We start from the raw sequence: 13812 nt of genomic DNA, 5'->3' as shown, positions 1-13812 counted from the left end.
GGCCTTCCTGAATGGACCGTCGGTTGATCCCCGATCCCCGCGAGGCGTCCTGGATCAGACCAAAAGCCCCGGCGGGACATTGCCGACCCGGCGGCTACAGGTGCAATTGTTCCTGAGTTGTCGATTGGGAAAGAAAATCATGAATGGCGCCGATCTGCTGTGCGACGTGCTCCTGGCCAATGACGTCACGGTCTGCTTCGCCAATCCTGGCACATCCGAAATGCATTTCGTTGCCGCACTGGACCGCAAACCTCAGATGCGCTGCGTGCTCGGCCTGTTCGAGGGCGTGGTGACCGGCGCCGCCGACGGCTATGCGCGCATGACCGACCGCCCGGCAGCAACGTTGCTGCATACCGGACCGGGTCTCGCCAACGGTTTGGCCAACATGCACAACGCAAGGCGTGCGCGCAGCCCGATGATCAACATTGTCGGCGACCATGCTTCTTACCATCTGCCGCTCGATGCCCCGCTGACCAGCGACATAGAAGGCCTGGCGTCGCCGATGTCGAACTGGGTTGGCCGCGTCAAGGGGCCGGCCGATATTGTGCCGGCCGCAGAGGCGGCTTTCCGCGCCTCACTCACGCCGCCTAGCGTCACGACGCTGATCCTGCCTGCGGATGCGGCCTGGGGCGAAGTTGCTGCGATTTCGCCTGGCAAGGTGAAGCTGGCGCCGCCGCCCGCCGTCGACATGGCTGTTGTGCACACGATCGCCGAAGCAATCCGCGCCGCGCCGGGCCGTGTCGGCATGGTGGTGCGTGGGCAAGCGGCGCGCGCCGATGCACTTGAAATCACAGGGAGAATCTCATCGGGAAGCGATGTCAGGCTGTTCAGTGAGGTTCTGATCGCCCGCATGCAGCGCGGCCGCGGGCGGTTCGCCCCGACCCGCATTCCCTATCCGGTCGAAGCGGCGACGGCCACGCTGAGCGATATTGATGTCTTGGTGCTGGTCGGCGCCAAGGAGCCGGTTGCCTTCTTCGCCTATCCCGGCAAGCCCGGGCGGCTGGTTCGGGACGATTGCCAGGTGCTTTCGCTGGCGGCGCATGGCCAGGATCTGAAAGCGGCGCTGGAGGCGCTGGCCGACGAGCTCGGCATCAAGCCGACGCAGCAATTCGCCGCCGCAACCGCCTTTCCAGACGAACCGACGCTGAGCGGCAGACTGACGGACGATGCCATCGCGCTGTCGGTGGCGCGCAAACTTCCGGCCAATGCCATCGTCTGCGACGAAGCAGTCACCTCGGCGAGACGGTTCTTCGCGCTATCCGCCTTTGCGGCGCCGCACGACTACATGATGGGTACGGGCGGATCGATCGGCGGCGGCATTCCCATGGCTACCGGCGCGGCGATCGCCTGCCCGGACCGCAAGGTGATCAATCTCGAAGCCGACGGCAGCGGCATGTACACGGTGCAGGGACTGTGGACCCAGGCCAGGGAAAAGCTTGACGTCGTGACCATCATCTTTTCCAACCGGACCTACGCCATCCTGCATGGCGAAATGAAGAATGTCGGGGTCAATGAGATCGGCGAGAACGCTAGGCGCATGCTCGATCTCGACCATCCGGCGCTGGACTGGGTTGCGCTGGCCAAAGGCATGGGCGTCGAGGCGGCCCGCGCCGACACGTGCGAGCGGTTCGACGCGCTGCTCGACAGTGCCCTGTCGCGTCCGGGACCGTTTCTCATCGAAGCGGTGATCTGAGGCGGAGAGACTTACCAACGGGTCTTTTCGCCGGGTGCAGCCGGTTCGATTGCCAGCGCATGGACGCCGGCTTGCAGCTCCGCTGCGAGCAATTCGTTGACGGCGCGGTGGCGGTCGATGCGGCTCATGCCGGCAAAGACGGATGAGACGATGCGGACGCGAAAATGCGTCTCGCCGGTGCCGTCATAGGCACCGTGATCGTCGGAGCCGTGGTGGTGATGACCGGCATGAAGGTGGCTTTCATTGACGATCGCCAGCCGCTCCGGCGAAAACGCCTTGTTCAGCTTGTCTTCCATCGTCGCCTGTATGGACATCGCCATCTCCCTTCACCATATCTGCAAGGCGTGATCGGGAAATCGGGATCGATCCCGCCGGGCCGCCTCAAAAATCGCCATTCGCCCTGCTTTATGCCGCGATTCAGCGGTTAGGGCGATGATCGCGAAAATGTCAATTCTTGTTTCGCACGTGCGAACAGCCCATAAATGGGTGAGATGAAACCGTACCCCAAATATTTCGAGAAAATTCGGGTCCGTCCCGACAAGGATGCGGAGCTGAAGTCGCACTCGCCGATCTGCCAGTGGGACGGCTGCAAGGAGGCCGGTACTCACCGGGCGCCGGTCGGACGCATGAAGGAAGGCGAGTATTTTCAGTTCTGCTTCGATCATGTGCGCGAATACAACAAGGGTTTCAACTACTTCTCCGGCGTGCCGGACACCGAGATCGCCCGCTTCCAGAAGGAAGCGATGACCGGCCACCGGCCGACATGGAAGATGGGCGTCGCCGGCGCCTCGACGCGCTCCTCGCCCGATTTCGCCCAGCAGCGTTCCGGTCGCGCCGGCTATTACAACCGCATGCGCGATCCTTTCGACCTGTTCAAAGGGCCAAAGGACCCGCGCGAGGCGCGCGAACGCAAGGCCAAGCCGCTTGAGGCCAAGGCGCTGGAAACGCTTGGCCTTGATACAAAGGCGACTGGCAAGGACATCAAGGCGCGCTATAAGGAACTTGTGAAGCGCCACCATCCGGATGCGAATGGCGGCGATAGAGGTTCGGAAGACCGGTTCCGCGATGTGCTGCAGGCCTATCGCGTGCTCAAGCAGGCGGGTTTGTGCTGAGCAACCTAACGGTTCGTGTCGTTTTCCAACTTTCATAAGGGTGGAAAAGGCTCTAAGACCGCCCCCGGACAAAATCGATTGCCGGCGAAATCAGGCATTTCGCCCGTGGAGACTTGGATAGAGATGAACAAGGTCGATCGCGACATCGCCAATTTGCCCGACACGACGGTGTCGGTGAAAGACAAATTCGGCTTCGAGTCCAAGATGGTGGTGCCGGCCTATTCGGTGACCTCGGAACACGTGCCGGACATCGATCCGGATTATCTGTTCGACAAGGCGACGACGCTGGCGATCCTTGCCGGCTTTGCCTACAACCGCCGCGTCATGGTGTCTGGCTATCACGGCACCGGCAAATCGACCCATATCGAACAGGTCGCCGCCCGCCTTAACTGGCCCTGCGTGCGCGTCAACCTCGACAGCCATGTCAGCCGTATCGACCTCGTCGGCAAGGACGCCATCGTCGTCAAGGATGGCCTGCAGATCACCGAATTCCGCGACGGCATCCTGCCCTGGGCCTACCAGCACAATGTCGCGCTCTGCTTTGACGAGTACGATGCCGGCCGTCCGGACGTGATGTTCGTCATCCAGCGCGTGCTGGAATCGTCGGGCCGCCTGACGCTACTCGACCAGAGCCGGGTCATCCGCCCGCATCCGGCGTTCCGGCTGTTTTCGACCGCCAACACGGTCGGCCTCGGCGACACCACCGGCCTCTATCACGGCACGCAGCAGATCAACCAGGCGCAGATGGATCGCTGGTCGATCGTCACCACGCTGAACTACCTGCCGCACGACAATGAGGTGAATATCGTGCTGGCCAAGGCCAAGCACTATCGCGACGGCAAGGGCAAGGACATCGTCAACAAGATGGTGCGCGTCGCCGACATGACGCGCTCGGCCTTCATCAATGGCGATCTGTCGACCGTGATGAGCCCGCGTACCGTCATCACCTGGGCCGAAAATGCCGAGATCTTCGGCAATATCGGCATGGCGTTCCGGCTGACCTTCCTCAACAAATGCGACGAGCTGGAGCGTTCGGTGGTGGCCGAGTTCTACCAGCGCGCCTTCGGCGAGGATTTGCCCGAGAGCGCCGCCAACGTGGTGCTGGGCTGAGCAGAGCCTCGATGGCGGGTCCGGGCGACAACACGCGCAACAAGTCGAAGACGGGGTCTGAAGCCGACAGCTTCAAGCGTGCCGTCACCGTCTGCATGCGCGCAATCGCCGGCGACAAGGAGCTCGAAGTCGGTTTCGCCAAGGACCGCCCGGCGCTCGCCGGCAGCCGCGCCCGTCTGCCCGAACTGCCGAAGAAAGCGTCCAAGACAGACATCGCGATTACTCGTGGCCTGGGCGATTCCATGGCGCTGAAGCGCGCCTGCCACGATCAGCGTATCCACACCAAACTGGCGCCGGAAGGCAAGCTGGCGCGCTCGATCTATGACGCCGTGGAACAGGCCCGCGTCGAGGCGATCGGCAGCCGCGCCATGCAGGGCGTCGCCGACAATATCGGCTCCATGCTGGAGGACAAATACGCCAAGGCCAACCTTGTCGACGTCAAGGACAAGGCCGACGCGCCGATCGAGGAAGCGCTGGCGCTGATGGTGCGCGAGAAGCTGACCGGGCGGCCGATCCCGAAGAGCGGCGAGCGGCTGGTCGAACTCTGGCGGCCCTGGGTCGAGGAGAAGGCCAAGGCCGATCTCGACGGACTGTCGGCCAAGCTTGGCGACCAGCAGGCCTTCGCCCGCGTCGTGCGTGAGATGCTGGCGTCCATGGAGATGGCCGAGGAACTCGGCGACGATCAGGAGACCGAAGACTCCGAGGACAATGACGAGAACCAGCCGCAAGGCGAGGAGCAGAGCGAGGAGGGCGGCGAAGAGGATTCCGGCTCCGAGCAGTCGCAATCCGAGGATGCCGAGGCCTCGGCCGACGACGAACAGTCGTCCGAGACTGAGGCCTCCGACGCCACTGCCGACGATCTTTCCGACGATGACGATGCGGACGCCGAAACGCCGGGCGAGGCGCGCCGTAACGACAACCCGTTCGCCAACCTGCCGAAAGAGATCGACTACAAGGTTTTCACCACCGCCTTCGACGAGACCGTCGGTGCGGAAGAGCTGTGCGAGGAAGAAGAACTCGACCGGCTGCGCGCCTTCCTCGACAAGCAACTGGCCAATCTCTCCGGCGTCGTCGGACGGCTCGCCAACCGGCTGCAGCGCCGCCTGATGGCGCAGCAGAACCGTTCCTGGGATTTCGACCTCGAAGAGGGTTATCTCGATCCGGCACGCCTGGTTCGTGTCGTCATCGATCCGATGCAGCCCTTGTCGTTCAAGCAGGAGCGCGACACCAAATTCCGCGACACGGTGGTGACGCTGGTGCTCGACAATTCGGGCTCGATGCGCGGCCGGCCGATCACGGTTGCCGCCACCTGTGCCGACATTCTGGCGCGCACGCTGGAGCGCTGCGGCGTCTCGGTCGAGATCCTCGGCTTCACCACGCGGGCGTGGAAGGGCGGACAGGCGCGCGAGAAATGGCTGAAGGACGGCAAGCCGCCGAACCCCGGCCGGCTCAACGATCTGCGCCACATCATCTACAAATCCGCCGATCATCCGTGGCGCCGCGCCCGGCGCAATCTCGGCCTGATGATGCGCGAGGGCCTGCTCAAGGAAAACATCGACGGCGAGGCGTTGTTATGGGCGCACAACCGGCTGATCGCCCGGCCCGAACAGCGCAAGATCCTGATGATGATCTCGGACGGCGCGCCGGTTGACGATTCGACGCTGTCGGTCAATCCTGGCAACTATCTCGAGCGGCACCTGCGCGCCGTCATCGAGCTGATCGAGACGCGCTCGCCGGTCGAGCTTCTGGCCATCGGCATCGGCCACGACGTCACCCGCTATTACAGGCGCGCCGTCACCATCGTCGATGCCGAGGAACTGGCCGGCGCCATGACCGAGCAGCTGGCCTCGCTGTTTGCCGAGGAAAACGTGCGCGATACACGCCGCGGCGGCTACCGGCGCGCTGGATGATTTTTTTGCGCGGCGGGTTTCGGCAGATGCTCTTCGCGGTCACTGCCTTGTTCGGCATGGCGTTTGCGCCGGCCATCGCCGCCGGCCCAAGCGCGGTCGAGCCGGTCGAAGTCTCGGCGCGGCCGATCACCACCTTCAATATCGGCAGCGCCGACAAGCAGTTTGGGCTGCTGGAATTCGTCGGCGGTCTTGAGATGAACTCGACGACGCGCGATTTCGGCGCGCTGTCGGCATTTCGGTTCGTCAAACCCGGCAGCGATTTCATCGGCGTCGCCGATACGGGCTTCTGGTTCTTCGGCTCGATCACCCATGATGCCGACAAGCGGCCGTCCGGCATCCAGAATTTCCGCATGCAGCAGATGGTCGATGAAAAGGGCCGGCCGATCGACAGGAAATGGGAAGTCGATGCCGAGGGCCTTGCAGTCAAGGACGGCATCGCCACCGTCGGCTTCGAGCGCGATCACCGCGTCGCCCAGTTCAAGATTGACCCCAGCAACATGACGGCCCCGTTCAAGCAACTGAACTTTCTGGTTCCAGCCCGCGAACTGCGACAGAACCGCGGTTTCGAGACCGTCACCCACGCCAATCCCAACGGCCAGCACGAGGGCGGCCTCGTCGTGGTCTCGGAAAAGAGCTTGGACAAGGCTGGCAACATCTATGCCGCCATCATCGAAGGGCCGCACAAGGGCGTCTTCACGGTCAAGCGCAACGGTGATTTCGACATCACTGACGGCGCCTTCCTGCCGGATGGCGACCTGCTGCTTTTGGAGCGCAGTTTCTCGATGGCCGGCGGTGTCAGGATGCGGCTAAGGCGCATCTATGGCGAAAGCGTCGAGAAGGGCGCGGTTGCCGACGGGCCGGTGCTGATGGAAGCCGACATGGGCTACCAGATCGACAATATGGAAGGACTCGACGTCTGGACCCGCGATGACAGAGCGCTGATGGTGTCGCTGATCTCGGACGACAACCATTCGATCCTGCAGCGCAACCTCTATCTGGAATTCATCCTGCACCAGGATTGAGAGCCCTAAGGCTTGGTGGCGATCCAGATGACGTGGCGCGCGCCGCGCTTGCCATTGGCGCGCGTCTTCACCTCGTCCACGACAAAGCCCGCCTGCTTGAGCCTAAGTGTGAAGCCGGCATCGGGGCCTTGCGACCAAACAGCCAGCACGCCCCCGGGCCTGAGCGCTGCACGCGCCGCGCCGAGGCCGGCAGCGCCATAGAGGGCGTCGTTGCCCTTGTAGACGATGCCTTCGGGGCCATTGTCGACATCGAGCAGGATGGCGTCCCAGGCTGCCTTGTCGGATCTTATGATGTGCCCGGCGTCGGCTTCGCGAACCGTCACACGGGGATCGTCGAGACAGCCGGCGAAGACCGCCTCCATGGGGCCGCGCGCCCAGGCGATGACGGCGGGGACAAGCTCGGCAACGGTGATGCCTGCGTCGGCGCCCATTTGGGCAAGCGCAGCGCGCAGCGTAAAACCCATGCCGAGGCCGCCGATCAGGATTTTCGGTTGGGCGCGGCCGCCGATCTTTTCACAGGAGAGCTTGGCCAGCGCTTCCTCGGAGCCGCTGAGGCGGCTGTTCATCAGCTCATTGGTGCCGAGCATGATCGAGAATTCGCTGCCGCGCTGCTTGAGGCGCAGTTCCTGTCCGCCGTCAGGCGTTTTGGCCGAGCCGAGCTGGACCCAGGGAATCACGGCCTAGACAGCCACGGCCGGCTGGCTCCAGTGGGCGGCGAGCAGCCGGTAGGGGATCAGGGCCACAACAGCGATGATCAGCTTCAAAGAGAGGTCGCCCAGCGCCCAGGAGACCCAGCGCATGGACTCGACCGGCAGCACGCCTATCAGCGGCGCCGTCTCCAGCGCAAAGCTGTCGTTCGGGCCGGCAAAAGCGAAGGCGGCCGAAAAGGCGATGCTGAAGAACACCAGGGTGTCGAACACCGAGCCGACCAGCGTGCCGACGATCGGCGCGCGCCACCAGCTCTGCCGGCGCAACCGGTTGAACACGGTGACGTCGAGCAATTGCGCGCAAAGGAAGGCCGCGCCGGAAGCTGCGGCGATGCGCACCAGCCGGTCGGCTGATGTCTCGAACTCGATCAGGCCGTGGCGAAACAGGAAGGGCGGGACGAGAATCGAGCAGACCACCGCGGTCATGAAGCCGACAAAGACGATGCGGCGCGCCACCGTCGGGCCGTAGCGGCGGTTGGCAAGGTCGGTGACCAGGAAGGAGAAGGGATAGGTGAAGGCGCCCCAGGTCAGGATGTCGGCCAGCGACAGACCGCCGGCCTGACCCTGCATCGGGAACTGCACGAGGATGTTCGATACCACGACGACAAGCGCCATGGCGGCCACAAAGGGCAGATATCGCGAGAAGGAAGTCATTTTTTTATCCTGGGTAATGGAACCAGCCAGGCGCTAGCCGAAATCCGGATCGCGCTGCCTTGCAAGTTTTGAGCATCGGATTGCTCCGATGCTGCTGCCTTAGAAGTTTTGAGCATCGGATTGCTCCGATGCTCAGGGCGGTCGTCCCCCGCCTTGATATCGTTAAGCGGCGGGCTGGTCGGCCAGCTTCTTGGCGATCTGCTTCTTCAGCAGCCGCGCGCGCTGCGACAATTCCTTGGCGTCGGCCTTGGCCAGGAAGGCGTCGAGGCCGCCGCGATGCTCGACCGAACGCAGCGCGTTGGCCGAAATGCGCAGGCGCACATTCTGGTTCAGCGCTTCCGAAATCAGCGTCACATTGACGAGGTTCGGCAGGAAGCGGCGCTTGGTCTTGTTGTTGGCGTGGCTCACATTGTTGCCGGTCTGGACTGCCTTGGCAGTGAGTTCGCAGGTGCGGGACATGGTTCTAACCTTCAGTTCTGTCTAGCCTGCCAAACCTTGTTCGCCCGCGCCGGGTGGCGCGCGGTTTCAGTCAGGCGGCCTTATGGAAAAGTTGGCGTTCCATAGTTGCATTTCGCCAATGCGTCAAGCTCCGGCTTGCCCACGACTGTGACGAGCGTTTCACATAAAGGCCGGAATTCAGCCTATAAGCGGTCGGACAGGGACATCTCAAGCCGGAGTCGCCCGCCTCCGGTTAAAAAAATCAAGGACCGAGCCCGCCATGCTTCGCCCGTCACATGCCGTTGTCGCCATACTTGTCGCCGCCTTGCCGACATCAACCCTTGCCGCCGCGCCCGCAGCCACCGCACAGTCCTTCAAGGGCGAATACACGGTGTCGTTCCTCGGCCTTTCCGTGGCCAAGGCGACATTTTCCAGCCACTACGAAGGCGATAGCTATTCCATAGAGGGCACCGTCTCCAGCGCTGGTCTCGCCACCTTGTTCGACGACACGAGCGGCACGATCTCGTCAAAGGGCAAGATCCTGGGCAAGCAGATGCAGCCGCAGGTATTTCGCGCCGATTATAAGTCCGGCAAGAAGGCTTCCATGGTCGATATCCGCTTTGCCAATGGCGCGGTGACCGCCACCCAGGTCATTCCCGAACCGAAAAAGCGCAATCCCAAAAACTGGATACCGCTGGGCAGCAACGATCTGGCATCTGTGCTCGATCCGATGGCGGCTACCGTTATCCATGCCGACAGCCTCGACCAGGTCTGCGGGCGCAAGGTGAAATTCTATGACGGCGAGATGCGCGCCGACCTGACGCTGACCTACGCCTCGAAAGGATCGATCTCGGTCAAGGGTTACAAGGGCGATACCGTCACCTGCAAGATGAGCTTCGAGCCGGTGGCAGGCTACCGCAAGGGCCGCAAGGCGCTGAATTACCTGAAGAAGAAGAGCCAGATGATGGTGACGTTTGCACCGCTCGGCCAAACCGGCATATATGCGCCGATCCACGCCACGGTCGGGACGCAGATCGGCACCTTGACTGTCAGCGCGGGGCGGTTCGAAGCAACTGAATAGACGCTCCCACCCGAATAGAAATGGGGCGCGTCGCCGGAGACGGGCATGGGGCGCGCAACACTGATCGGTTTCTCGGCGGTCGCCATGTGGGCGCTGCTGGCGTTGCTCACCGATGCGTCGGGCGCCGTGCCGCCATTCTTGCTCTCGGCCATCACCTTCACCATCGGCACCGCGGTCGGGCTGGTTGCCCGGCTGTTCATGCCGGCCACCGATAAAAGCCTGAAGATCCCACGCCAGGTCTGGGTGATCGGCATTGCCGGACTGTTCGGCTACCATTTCTTCTATTTCACCGCGCTGCGCAACGCGCCGGCGGTGGAGGCAAGCCTGATCGCCTATCTGTGGCCGCTGCTGATCGTGCTGGGATCAGCGCTGATGCCGGGCGAGAAGCTGGCCTGGAACCATGTCGTCGGCGCGCTGCTCGGGCTCGCCGGGACCGTGCTGATCGTCACCAAGGGTGGCGGCCTCGCCTTCGATGCTCGCTACACCTTCGGCTATGCGATGGCGGCCGTCTGTGCGCTGCTGTGGTCGTCCTATTCGCTGCTGTCGCGGCGCTTTCCGGCGGTGCCGACCTCGATTGTCACCTGGTTCTGCGCCGCCACGGCAGCCCTGTCTCTCGTCTGCCATCTTCTCCTGGAAAAGACGGTGCTGCCCGATGGTCCCGGCCAGTGGCTGGCGGTGCTTGGTTTGGGGTTGATGCCGGTGGGCGCGGCCTTCTACGCCTGGGATATCGGCGTAAAGCGCGGCAACATCCAGGTGCTCGGCGCGGCAAGCTATGCGGCGCCACTGCTGTCGACATTGGTGCTGATCGCGGCGGGCGTTGCCGAGCCGTCGCTGCGTATCCTGGCGGCCTGCGTGCTGATCACCGGCGGCGCGGCACTGGCGGCGAAATCGTTGTTCCTGCGCAAGGCCGCAACGGGTGGGGCAAGCGCATGACGATGCCGTTTGCCGGCGGCATCGACGCCAACGCCAATGCAACATTGATTTTTTCGCTGGTGGCGGCAGTGATCTACGCCTTCACCCTGGATATGCGGCCGACGCTGGCCCGCTCGGCGGCAAAGACGCTGGCCGTGGCCATGCTTGCGGCACTCGCCTTCATGCAAGGTGGGCCGCTGTTGCTCGTCGTCGCACTGCTGCTCAGCGGCGTCGGCGATGCCTTCCTGTCGCGTGACGGCGAAAAGGCCTTCCTCGGCGGGCTGGCCAGCTTCCTTGCGGCGCATGTCCTCTATGTGCCGCTCTTCCTGCGCGGCGGCGGCGGGCTGGATGTGCTCAGCACCGAGACATGGCGCGGCGCCATCGCGCTGGCCATGGCGGCCTTCGCAGTCGTCATGCTGGCAGCACTCTGGCGCCGTGTCAGTCCCGGCCTGCGGGTGCCGATCGCCGTCTATATCGCGGCCATTCTGGCGATGGGCATCTCGGCGTTGACGCTCGACAATCCGTGGGTCATCGGCGGCGCTGTTATGTTCATGGCATCGGACGGGCTGCTTGCCGCGGAGAAATTCCTGGTTCCGGCAATAGCACCCTATCGCGCCGGCATCCGTTATGCGGTCTGGGTGCTGTACTACGCCGCCCAGCTCTGCATAACTCTTGGTTTTCTTCTGGCCTAAGGCTGCCAGCCCGGCTCGGCCATTTCAAACGCGGCGAAGTCGAAGCCCGGCGCCACGGTGCAGCCGACCAACGTCCATTCGCCGAGGCTGCGCGCCGATTGCCACCAGCCGGCCGGCACGACGATCTGCGGCCGCTCGCCCGCCGCAAGTTCAATGCCGAGCACCTGCTCGATCACCTGGTTAACCTTTGGACTGCCTTCCTCCCAGATTGACAGCGCCAGCGGTGCTCCGGCATGGAAGTGCCAGACCTCGGCCGCGTCCTTGACCCGGTGCCATTCCGAAATCTGGTCCTGTTCGAGGAGGAAATAGATCGCCGTCGAATGGCCGCGCGCGCCACCCGCGTCGTCGCGAAAGGTCTCGGCATACCAGCCGCCTTCCGGATGCGGCTTTAGGCCGAGCATGGCGATGATTTCAGCGGCGCTGGTCATGGCTGATCCCGGAACGATGCTCAGAAATTGTCCTTGCGCTTGCGGATTTCCGCGAACACTTCGGCGTCGGAGGCCTCCTCCATACCGAGATGCTTGCGGATCGCCGGGTCGTGCCAGCGCAGGAACGGATTGGTCGACAATTCCTCGCCGATCGTGGTCGGCAGCGTCGCCTTGTCGTCGGCGCGCAGGATCTCGATCTTGGCGGCGCGTTCTTTCAGCGCCGAATTGGTCGGGTCGACGGTCAACGCAAAGCGGGCGTTCGAAAGCGTATACTCATGGCCGCAATAGATGACCGTGTCGGCCGGGAGTGCCGCCAGCTTCTTCAGCGACTCGTACATCACCGGCGGCTTGCATTCGAACAGCCGGCCGCAGCCGAGCGCGAACAAAGTGTCGGCGGTGAACGCCACTTTCGAGGCCGGAAAATGATAGGAGACATGGCCCGCTGTGTGGCCAGGCGTGGCGATGACATCGATCCGCTCACCGCCGAGATGGACGACCGAGCCTTGCCCGACGGTCTCGTCGATGCCGGGGATCTTTTCCTTTTCCGCCTCCGGTCCGACGATGCGCAGCTTGAAGCGCTCCTTCAGCGCCAGATTGGCCTCGACATGGTCGACATGGTGGTGGGTGGTCAGGATCATCGTCGGCTTCCAGCCGGTACGCTCGATAGCGGCAATGATCGGCGCTTCTTCGGGTGCGTCGATAATGGCGGTCTCGCCGCTTTTCGGGTCATGCACCAGCACGCCGAAATTGTCGCTGCGGCACATGAACTGTTCGATTTCGACGGGCATTGGCATCTCTCCATCTGTTGGCGCAGACATAGGGCGCTTGGCCGCTGATGTCATCTAGCTTTGCAGAACGTGCCGGCTTTGTTGAACTTGGGCGGCATCGCAGCTACCGTCCCGCGCATGCATTCCGATATCGTCGATCTCCGCTCCTTCTATTCGACCACGCTCGGCCGCCTGGCTGAACGCTCGATCACCATGGCGCTGTCCTCAATATGGGCAACAGTGCCCAATGAGCGGCTGGTCGGGCTCGGCTATACCTTGCCGTGGCTGGAGCGGTTCGGCACCGATGCCGAGCGGGTGTTTGCCTTCATGCCTGCTACGCAAGGCGCCGTCGTCTGGCCGGCGAACGGGCCGACGGCTACGGCGCTGGTCTTCGACGAGGAATTGCCGCTGGTCGATTCCTGCATCGACCGCATGCTGCTCGTGCATTCGCTCGAACATGTCGAAAACCCGCGCGAGACGCTGAACGAGATCTGGCGGGTGCTGTCGCCGGCAGGGCGCGTCGTCATCGTCGTGCCCAACCGGCGCGGTGTCTGGGCGCGGTTCGAGCACACGCCGTTCGGCAATGGCCGGCCGTTCTCGCGCGGCCAGCTGACAGAATTGCTGCGCGAGGCGAATTTCACACCGGCTTCCTGGTCCGACGCGCTGTTCTTCCCGCCATCGCCGCGGCGCTTCATGATGCGGTTCCACAATGTGCTGGAGCGCGCCGGCCGGCGGTTCTGGCCGATCTTTTCCGGCGTCATCGTGGTCGAGGCGCAGAAGCGGCTCTATCAGGGCGTGCCGGTCGCGCAGCGCGCCTCGCGCCGTGTCTTCGTGCCGGTACTGTCACCGCACGGTGCGACGCGGCTTGGCCGCCGGGCGGAAGGGGTGACATCGACGACGCGTCAGGTGACACCTTCGTGATCATCATGAAAACTGGTGTTGCGTGGGTTTTTCCCACCTATCTGTCGCAGATGCATTCGCGGTCCGTTTGAGCGGCGGATGCCTTCAAGTCTCTCCATCTGGTTCAGCAACGCTTCTGAACGCAAGGACCTCGTGCATGGCTGATCAACCGGACAAGTCCGCCACCGCTCAGCCGGTAACCGTCGAAGCCAGCAGCCTGCGCGATCAGGTGGCGACGATCAAACGGGCGCTGGTAGGCTCACCGGTGCGCAAGTGGCTGGTCTGGACGTCGGTCGGCATTATGGCGGTCATCGTCGCCACGTCGATCGGCCAGGTTCTGCTCAACCGCTGGAACCAGCCTTTCTACGATGCGCTGGCGCGTCGCG

Annotated in this window: 15 protein-coding genes and 1 pseudogene; 10 read left to right on the top strand and 6 right to left on the bottom strand. The window is 63.4% G+C overall.

Translation table 11 applies throughout. The annotated features are described in order from the left end of the window. Nucleotides 1-139: 139 nt before the first annotated feature. Entirely contained in the window at nucleotides 140-1693 is a 1554-nt protein-coding gene (locus tag NKI96_RS31130) for an acetolactate synthase large subunit (RefSeq protein ID WP_023685364.1), read from the top strand. Between the two features lie 11 nt (nucleotides 1694-1704). Here the strand turns inward: NKI96_RS31130 and NKI96_RS31125 are convergent, their stop codons facing one another. Then, complete coding sequence (locus tag NKI96_RS31125; protein ID WP_023670675.1) at nucleotides 1705-2007, bottom strand: BolA family protein; 303 nt, start codon at nucleotides 2005-2007, stop codon at nucleotides 1705-1707. 168 nt (nucleotides 2008-2175) lie between these two features. Here NKI96_RS31125 and NKI96_RS31120 point away from each other — a divergent pair, with 168 nt between their 5' ends. The 4 genes from NKI96_RS31120 to NKI96_RS31105 all read left to right on the top strand — a co-directional run bounded on the left by NKI96_RS31120 (nucleotide 2176) and on the right by NKI96_RS31105 (nucleotide 6847). Beyond that, nucleotides 2176-2805: a J domain-containing protein gene (locus NKI96_RS31120; protein ID WP_032887126.1), complete on the top strand. Its 630-nt coding sequence runs from the start codon at nucleotides 2176-2178 to the stop codon at nucleotides 2803-2805. A 123-nt stretch (nucleotides 2806-2928) separates the two neighbouring features. Further along, nucleotides 2929-3915, top strand: coding sequence for a cobaltochelatase subunit CobS (gene cobS, locus NKI96_RS31115; RefSeq protein WP_023670677.1), 987 nt, complete (start codon nucleotides 2929-2931; stop codon nucleotides 3913-3915). Nucleotides 3916-3926: 11 nt separating this feature from the next. Continuing rightward, a complete protein-coding gene (cobT, locus tag NKI96_RS31110; protein ID WP_023685363.1) occupies nucleotides 3927-5825 on the top strand; it encodes a cobaltochelatase subunit CobT in 1899 nt (632 codons plus the stop codon). Then, a complete protein-coding gene (locus tag NKI96_RS31105) occupies nucleotides 5822-6847 on the top strand; it encodes an esterase-like activity of phytase family protein (protein ID WP_352443954.1) in 1026 nt (341 codons plus the stop codon). The genes cobT and NKI96_RS31105 overlap by 4 nt, the downstream gene beginning before the upstream one ends. Nucleotides 6848-6852: 5 nt before the next feature. Here the strand turns inward: NKI96_RS31105 and NKI96_RS31100 are convergent, their stop codons facing one another. The 3 genes from NKI96_RS31100 to rpmB form a co-directional block, all read right to left on the bottom strand. Further along, nucleotides 6853-7524, bottom strand: a complete 672-nt coding sequence (locus NKI96_RS31100) for a polyamine aminopropyltransferase (protein WP_023686729.1) — start codon at nucleotides 7522-7524, stop codon at nucleotides 6853-6855. Nucleotides 7525-7527: 3 nt separating this feature from the next. Beyond that, nucleotides 7528-8208 carry a queuosine precursor transporter gene (locus NKI96_RS31095; RefSeq protein ID WP_352807643.1) on the bottom strand — a complete coding sequence of 227 codons (681 nt, stop codon included), beginning with the start codon at nucleotides 8206-8208 and terminating at the stop codon, nucleotides 7528-7530. 162 nt (nucleotides 8209-8370) lie between these two features. After that, a complete protein-coding gene (gene rpmB, locus NKI96_RS31090; protein ID WP_023670682.1) occupies nucleotides 8371-8667 on the bottom strand; it encodes a 50S ribosomal protein L28 in 297 nt (98 codons plus the stop codon). A 259-nt stretch (nucleotides 8668-8926) separates the two neighbouring features. Here rpmB and NKI96_RS31085 point away from each other — a divergent pair, with 259 nt between their 5' ends. The 3 genes from NKI96_RS31085 to NKI96_RS31075 are packed head-to-tail and all read left to right on the top strand — an operon-like array spanning nucleotide 8927 to nucleotide 11331. Then, nucleotides 8927-9727 (top strand): DUF3108 domain-containing protein, encoded by an 801-nt coding sequence (locus NKI96_RS31085; RefSeq protein WP_352650944.1) that lies wholly within the window; start codon nucleotides 8927-8929, stop codon nucleotides 9725-9727. 45 nt (nucleotides 9728-9772) lie between these two features. After that, a complete protein-coding gene (gene yddG, locus NKI96_RS31080; RefSeq protein WP_023699112.1) occupies nucleotides 9773-10660 on the top strand; it encodes an aromatic amino acid exporter YddG in 888 nt (295 codons plus the stop codon). Then, on the top strand, nucleotides 10657-11331 hold the full coding sequence (locus NKI96_RS31075) for a lysoplasmalogenase family protein (RefSeq protein ID WP_352500403.1): 675 nt from the start codon (nucleotides 10657-10659) through the stop codon (nucleotides 11329-11331). The genes yddG and NKI96_RS31075 overlap by 4 nt, the downstream gene beginning before the upstream one ends. Here NKI96_RS31075 and NKI96_RS31070 read toward each other — a convergent pair. Next, complete coding sequence (locus NKI96_RS31070; RefSeq protein ID WP_352500404.1) at nucleotides 11328-11759, bottom strand: cupin domain-containing protein; 432 nt, start codon at nucleotides 11757-11759, stop codon at nucleotides 11328-11330. The genes NKI96_RS31075 and NKI96_RS31070 overlap by 4 nt on opposite strands. A gap of 20 nt (nucleotides 11760-11779) precedes the next feature. Next, the gene (gloB, locus tag NKI96_RS31065; RefSeq protein WP_352807641.1) at nucleotides 11780-12547 is read right to left on the bottom strand and encodes a hydroxyacylglutathione hydrolase; all 768 of its coding nucleotides are present in this window, start codon (nucleotides 12545-12547) and stop codon (nucleotides 11780-11782) included. 117 nt (nucleotides 12548-12664) lie between these two features. On the opposite strand from gloB, the gene NKI96_RS31060 reads away from it, so the two are divergent. Both NKI96_RS31060 and NKI96_RS31055 read left to right on the top strand, forming a co-directional pair. After that, nucleotides 12665-13447, top strand: a complete 783-nt coding sequence (locus tag NKI96_RS31060) for a class I SAM-dependent methyltransferase (RefSeq protein WP_023670688.1) — start codon at nucleotides 12665-12667, stop codon at nucleotides 13445-13447. 136 nt (nucleotides 13448-13583) lie between these two features. Beyond that, nucleotides 13584-13812, top strand: a pseudogene (locus tag NKI96_RS31055) (ABC transporter ATP-binding protein/permease); the annotation flags it as partial.

It is taken from the genome of Mesorhizobium sp. M0292 (assembly GCF_040321695.1).
Taxonomy (GTDB): Bacteria; Pseudomonadota; Alphaproteobacteria; order Rhizobiales; family Rhizobiaceae; genus Mesorhizobium.
Note: the sequence above shows the minus strand (reverse complement) of the source record. Positions and strands in the feature narration are given on the sequence as shown.

Bases quoted from the DNA above. Each gene is read 5' to 3' on its own strand.
- NKI96_RS31125 (WP_023670675.1), bottom strand. From the start codon at position 2,007: ATGTCCATACAGGCGACGATGGAAGACAAGCTGAACAAGGCGTTTTCG.
- NKI96_RS31120 (WP_032887126.1), top strand. From the start codon at position 2,176: ATGGGTGAGATGAAACCGTACCCCAAATATTTCGAGAAAATTCGGGTC.
- rpmB (WP_023670682.1), bottom strand. From the start codon at position 8,667: ATGTCCCGCACCTGCGAACTCACTGCCAAGGCAGTCCAGACCGGCAAC.
- NKI96_RS31105 (WP_352443954.1), top strand. From the start codon at position 5,822: ATGATTTTTTTGCGCGGCGGGTTTCGGCAGATGCTCTTCGCGGTCACT.
- NKI96_RS31070 (WP_352500404.1), bottom strand. From the start codon at position 11,759: ATGACCAGCGCCGCTGAAATCATCGCCATGCTCGGCCTAAAGCCGCAT.
- NKI96_RS31085 (WP_352650944.1), top strand. From the start codon at position 8,927: ATGCTTCGCCCGTCACATGCCGTTGTCGCCATACTTGTCGCCGCCTTG.
- NKI96_RS31130 (WP_023685364.1), top strand. From the start codon at position 140: ATGAATGGCGCCGATCTGCTGTGCGACGTGCTCCTGGCCAATGACGTC.
- NKI96_RS31095 (WP_352807643.1), bottom strand. From the start codon at position 8,208: ATGACTTCCTTCTCGCGATATCTGCCCTTTGTGGCCGCCATGGCGCTT.
- gloB (WP_352807641.1), bottom strand. From the start codon at position 12,547: ATGCCCGTCGAAATCGAACAGTTCATGTGCCGCAGCGACAATTTCGGC.
- cobS (WP_023670677.1), top strand. From the start codon at position 2,929: ATGAACAAGGTCGATCGCGACATCGCCAATTTGCCCGACACGACGGTG.
- yddG (WP_023699112.1), top strand. From the start codon at position 9,773: ATGGGGCGCGCAACACTGATCGGTTTCTCGGCGGTCGCCATGTGGGCG.
- NKI96_RS31060 (WP_023670688.1), top strand. From the start codon at position 12,665: ATGCATTCCGATATCGTCGATCTCCGCTCCTTCTATTCGACCACGCTC.
- cobT (WP_023685363.1), top strand. From the start codon at position 3,927: ATGGCGGGTCCGGGCGACAACACGCGCAACAAGTCGAAGACGGGGTCT.
- NKI96_RS31075 (WP_352500403.1), top strand. From the start codon at position 10,657: ATGACGATGCCGTTTGCCGGCGGCATCGACGCCAACGCCAATGCAACA.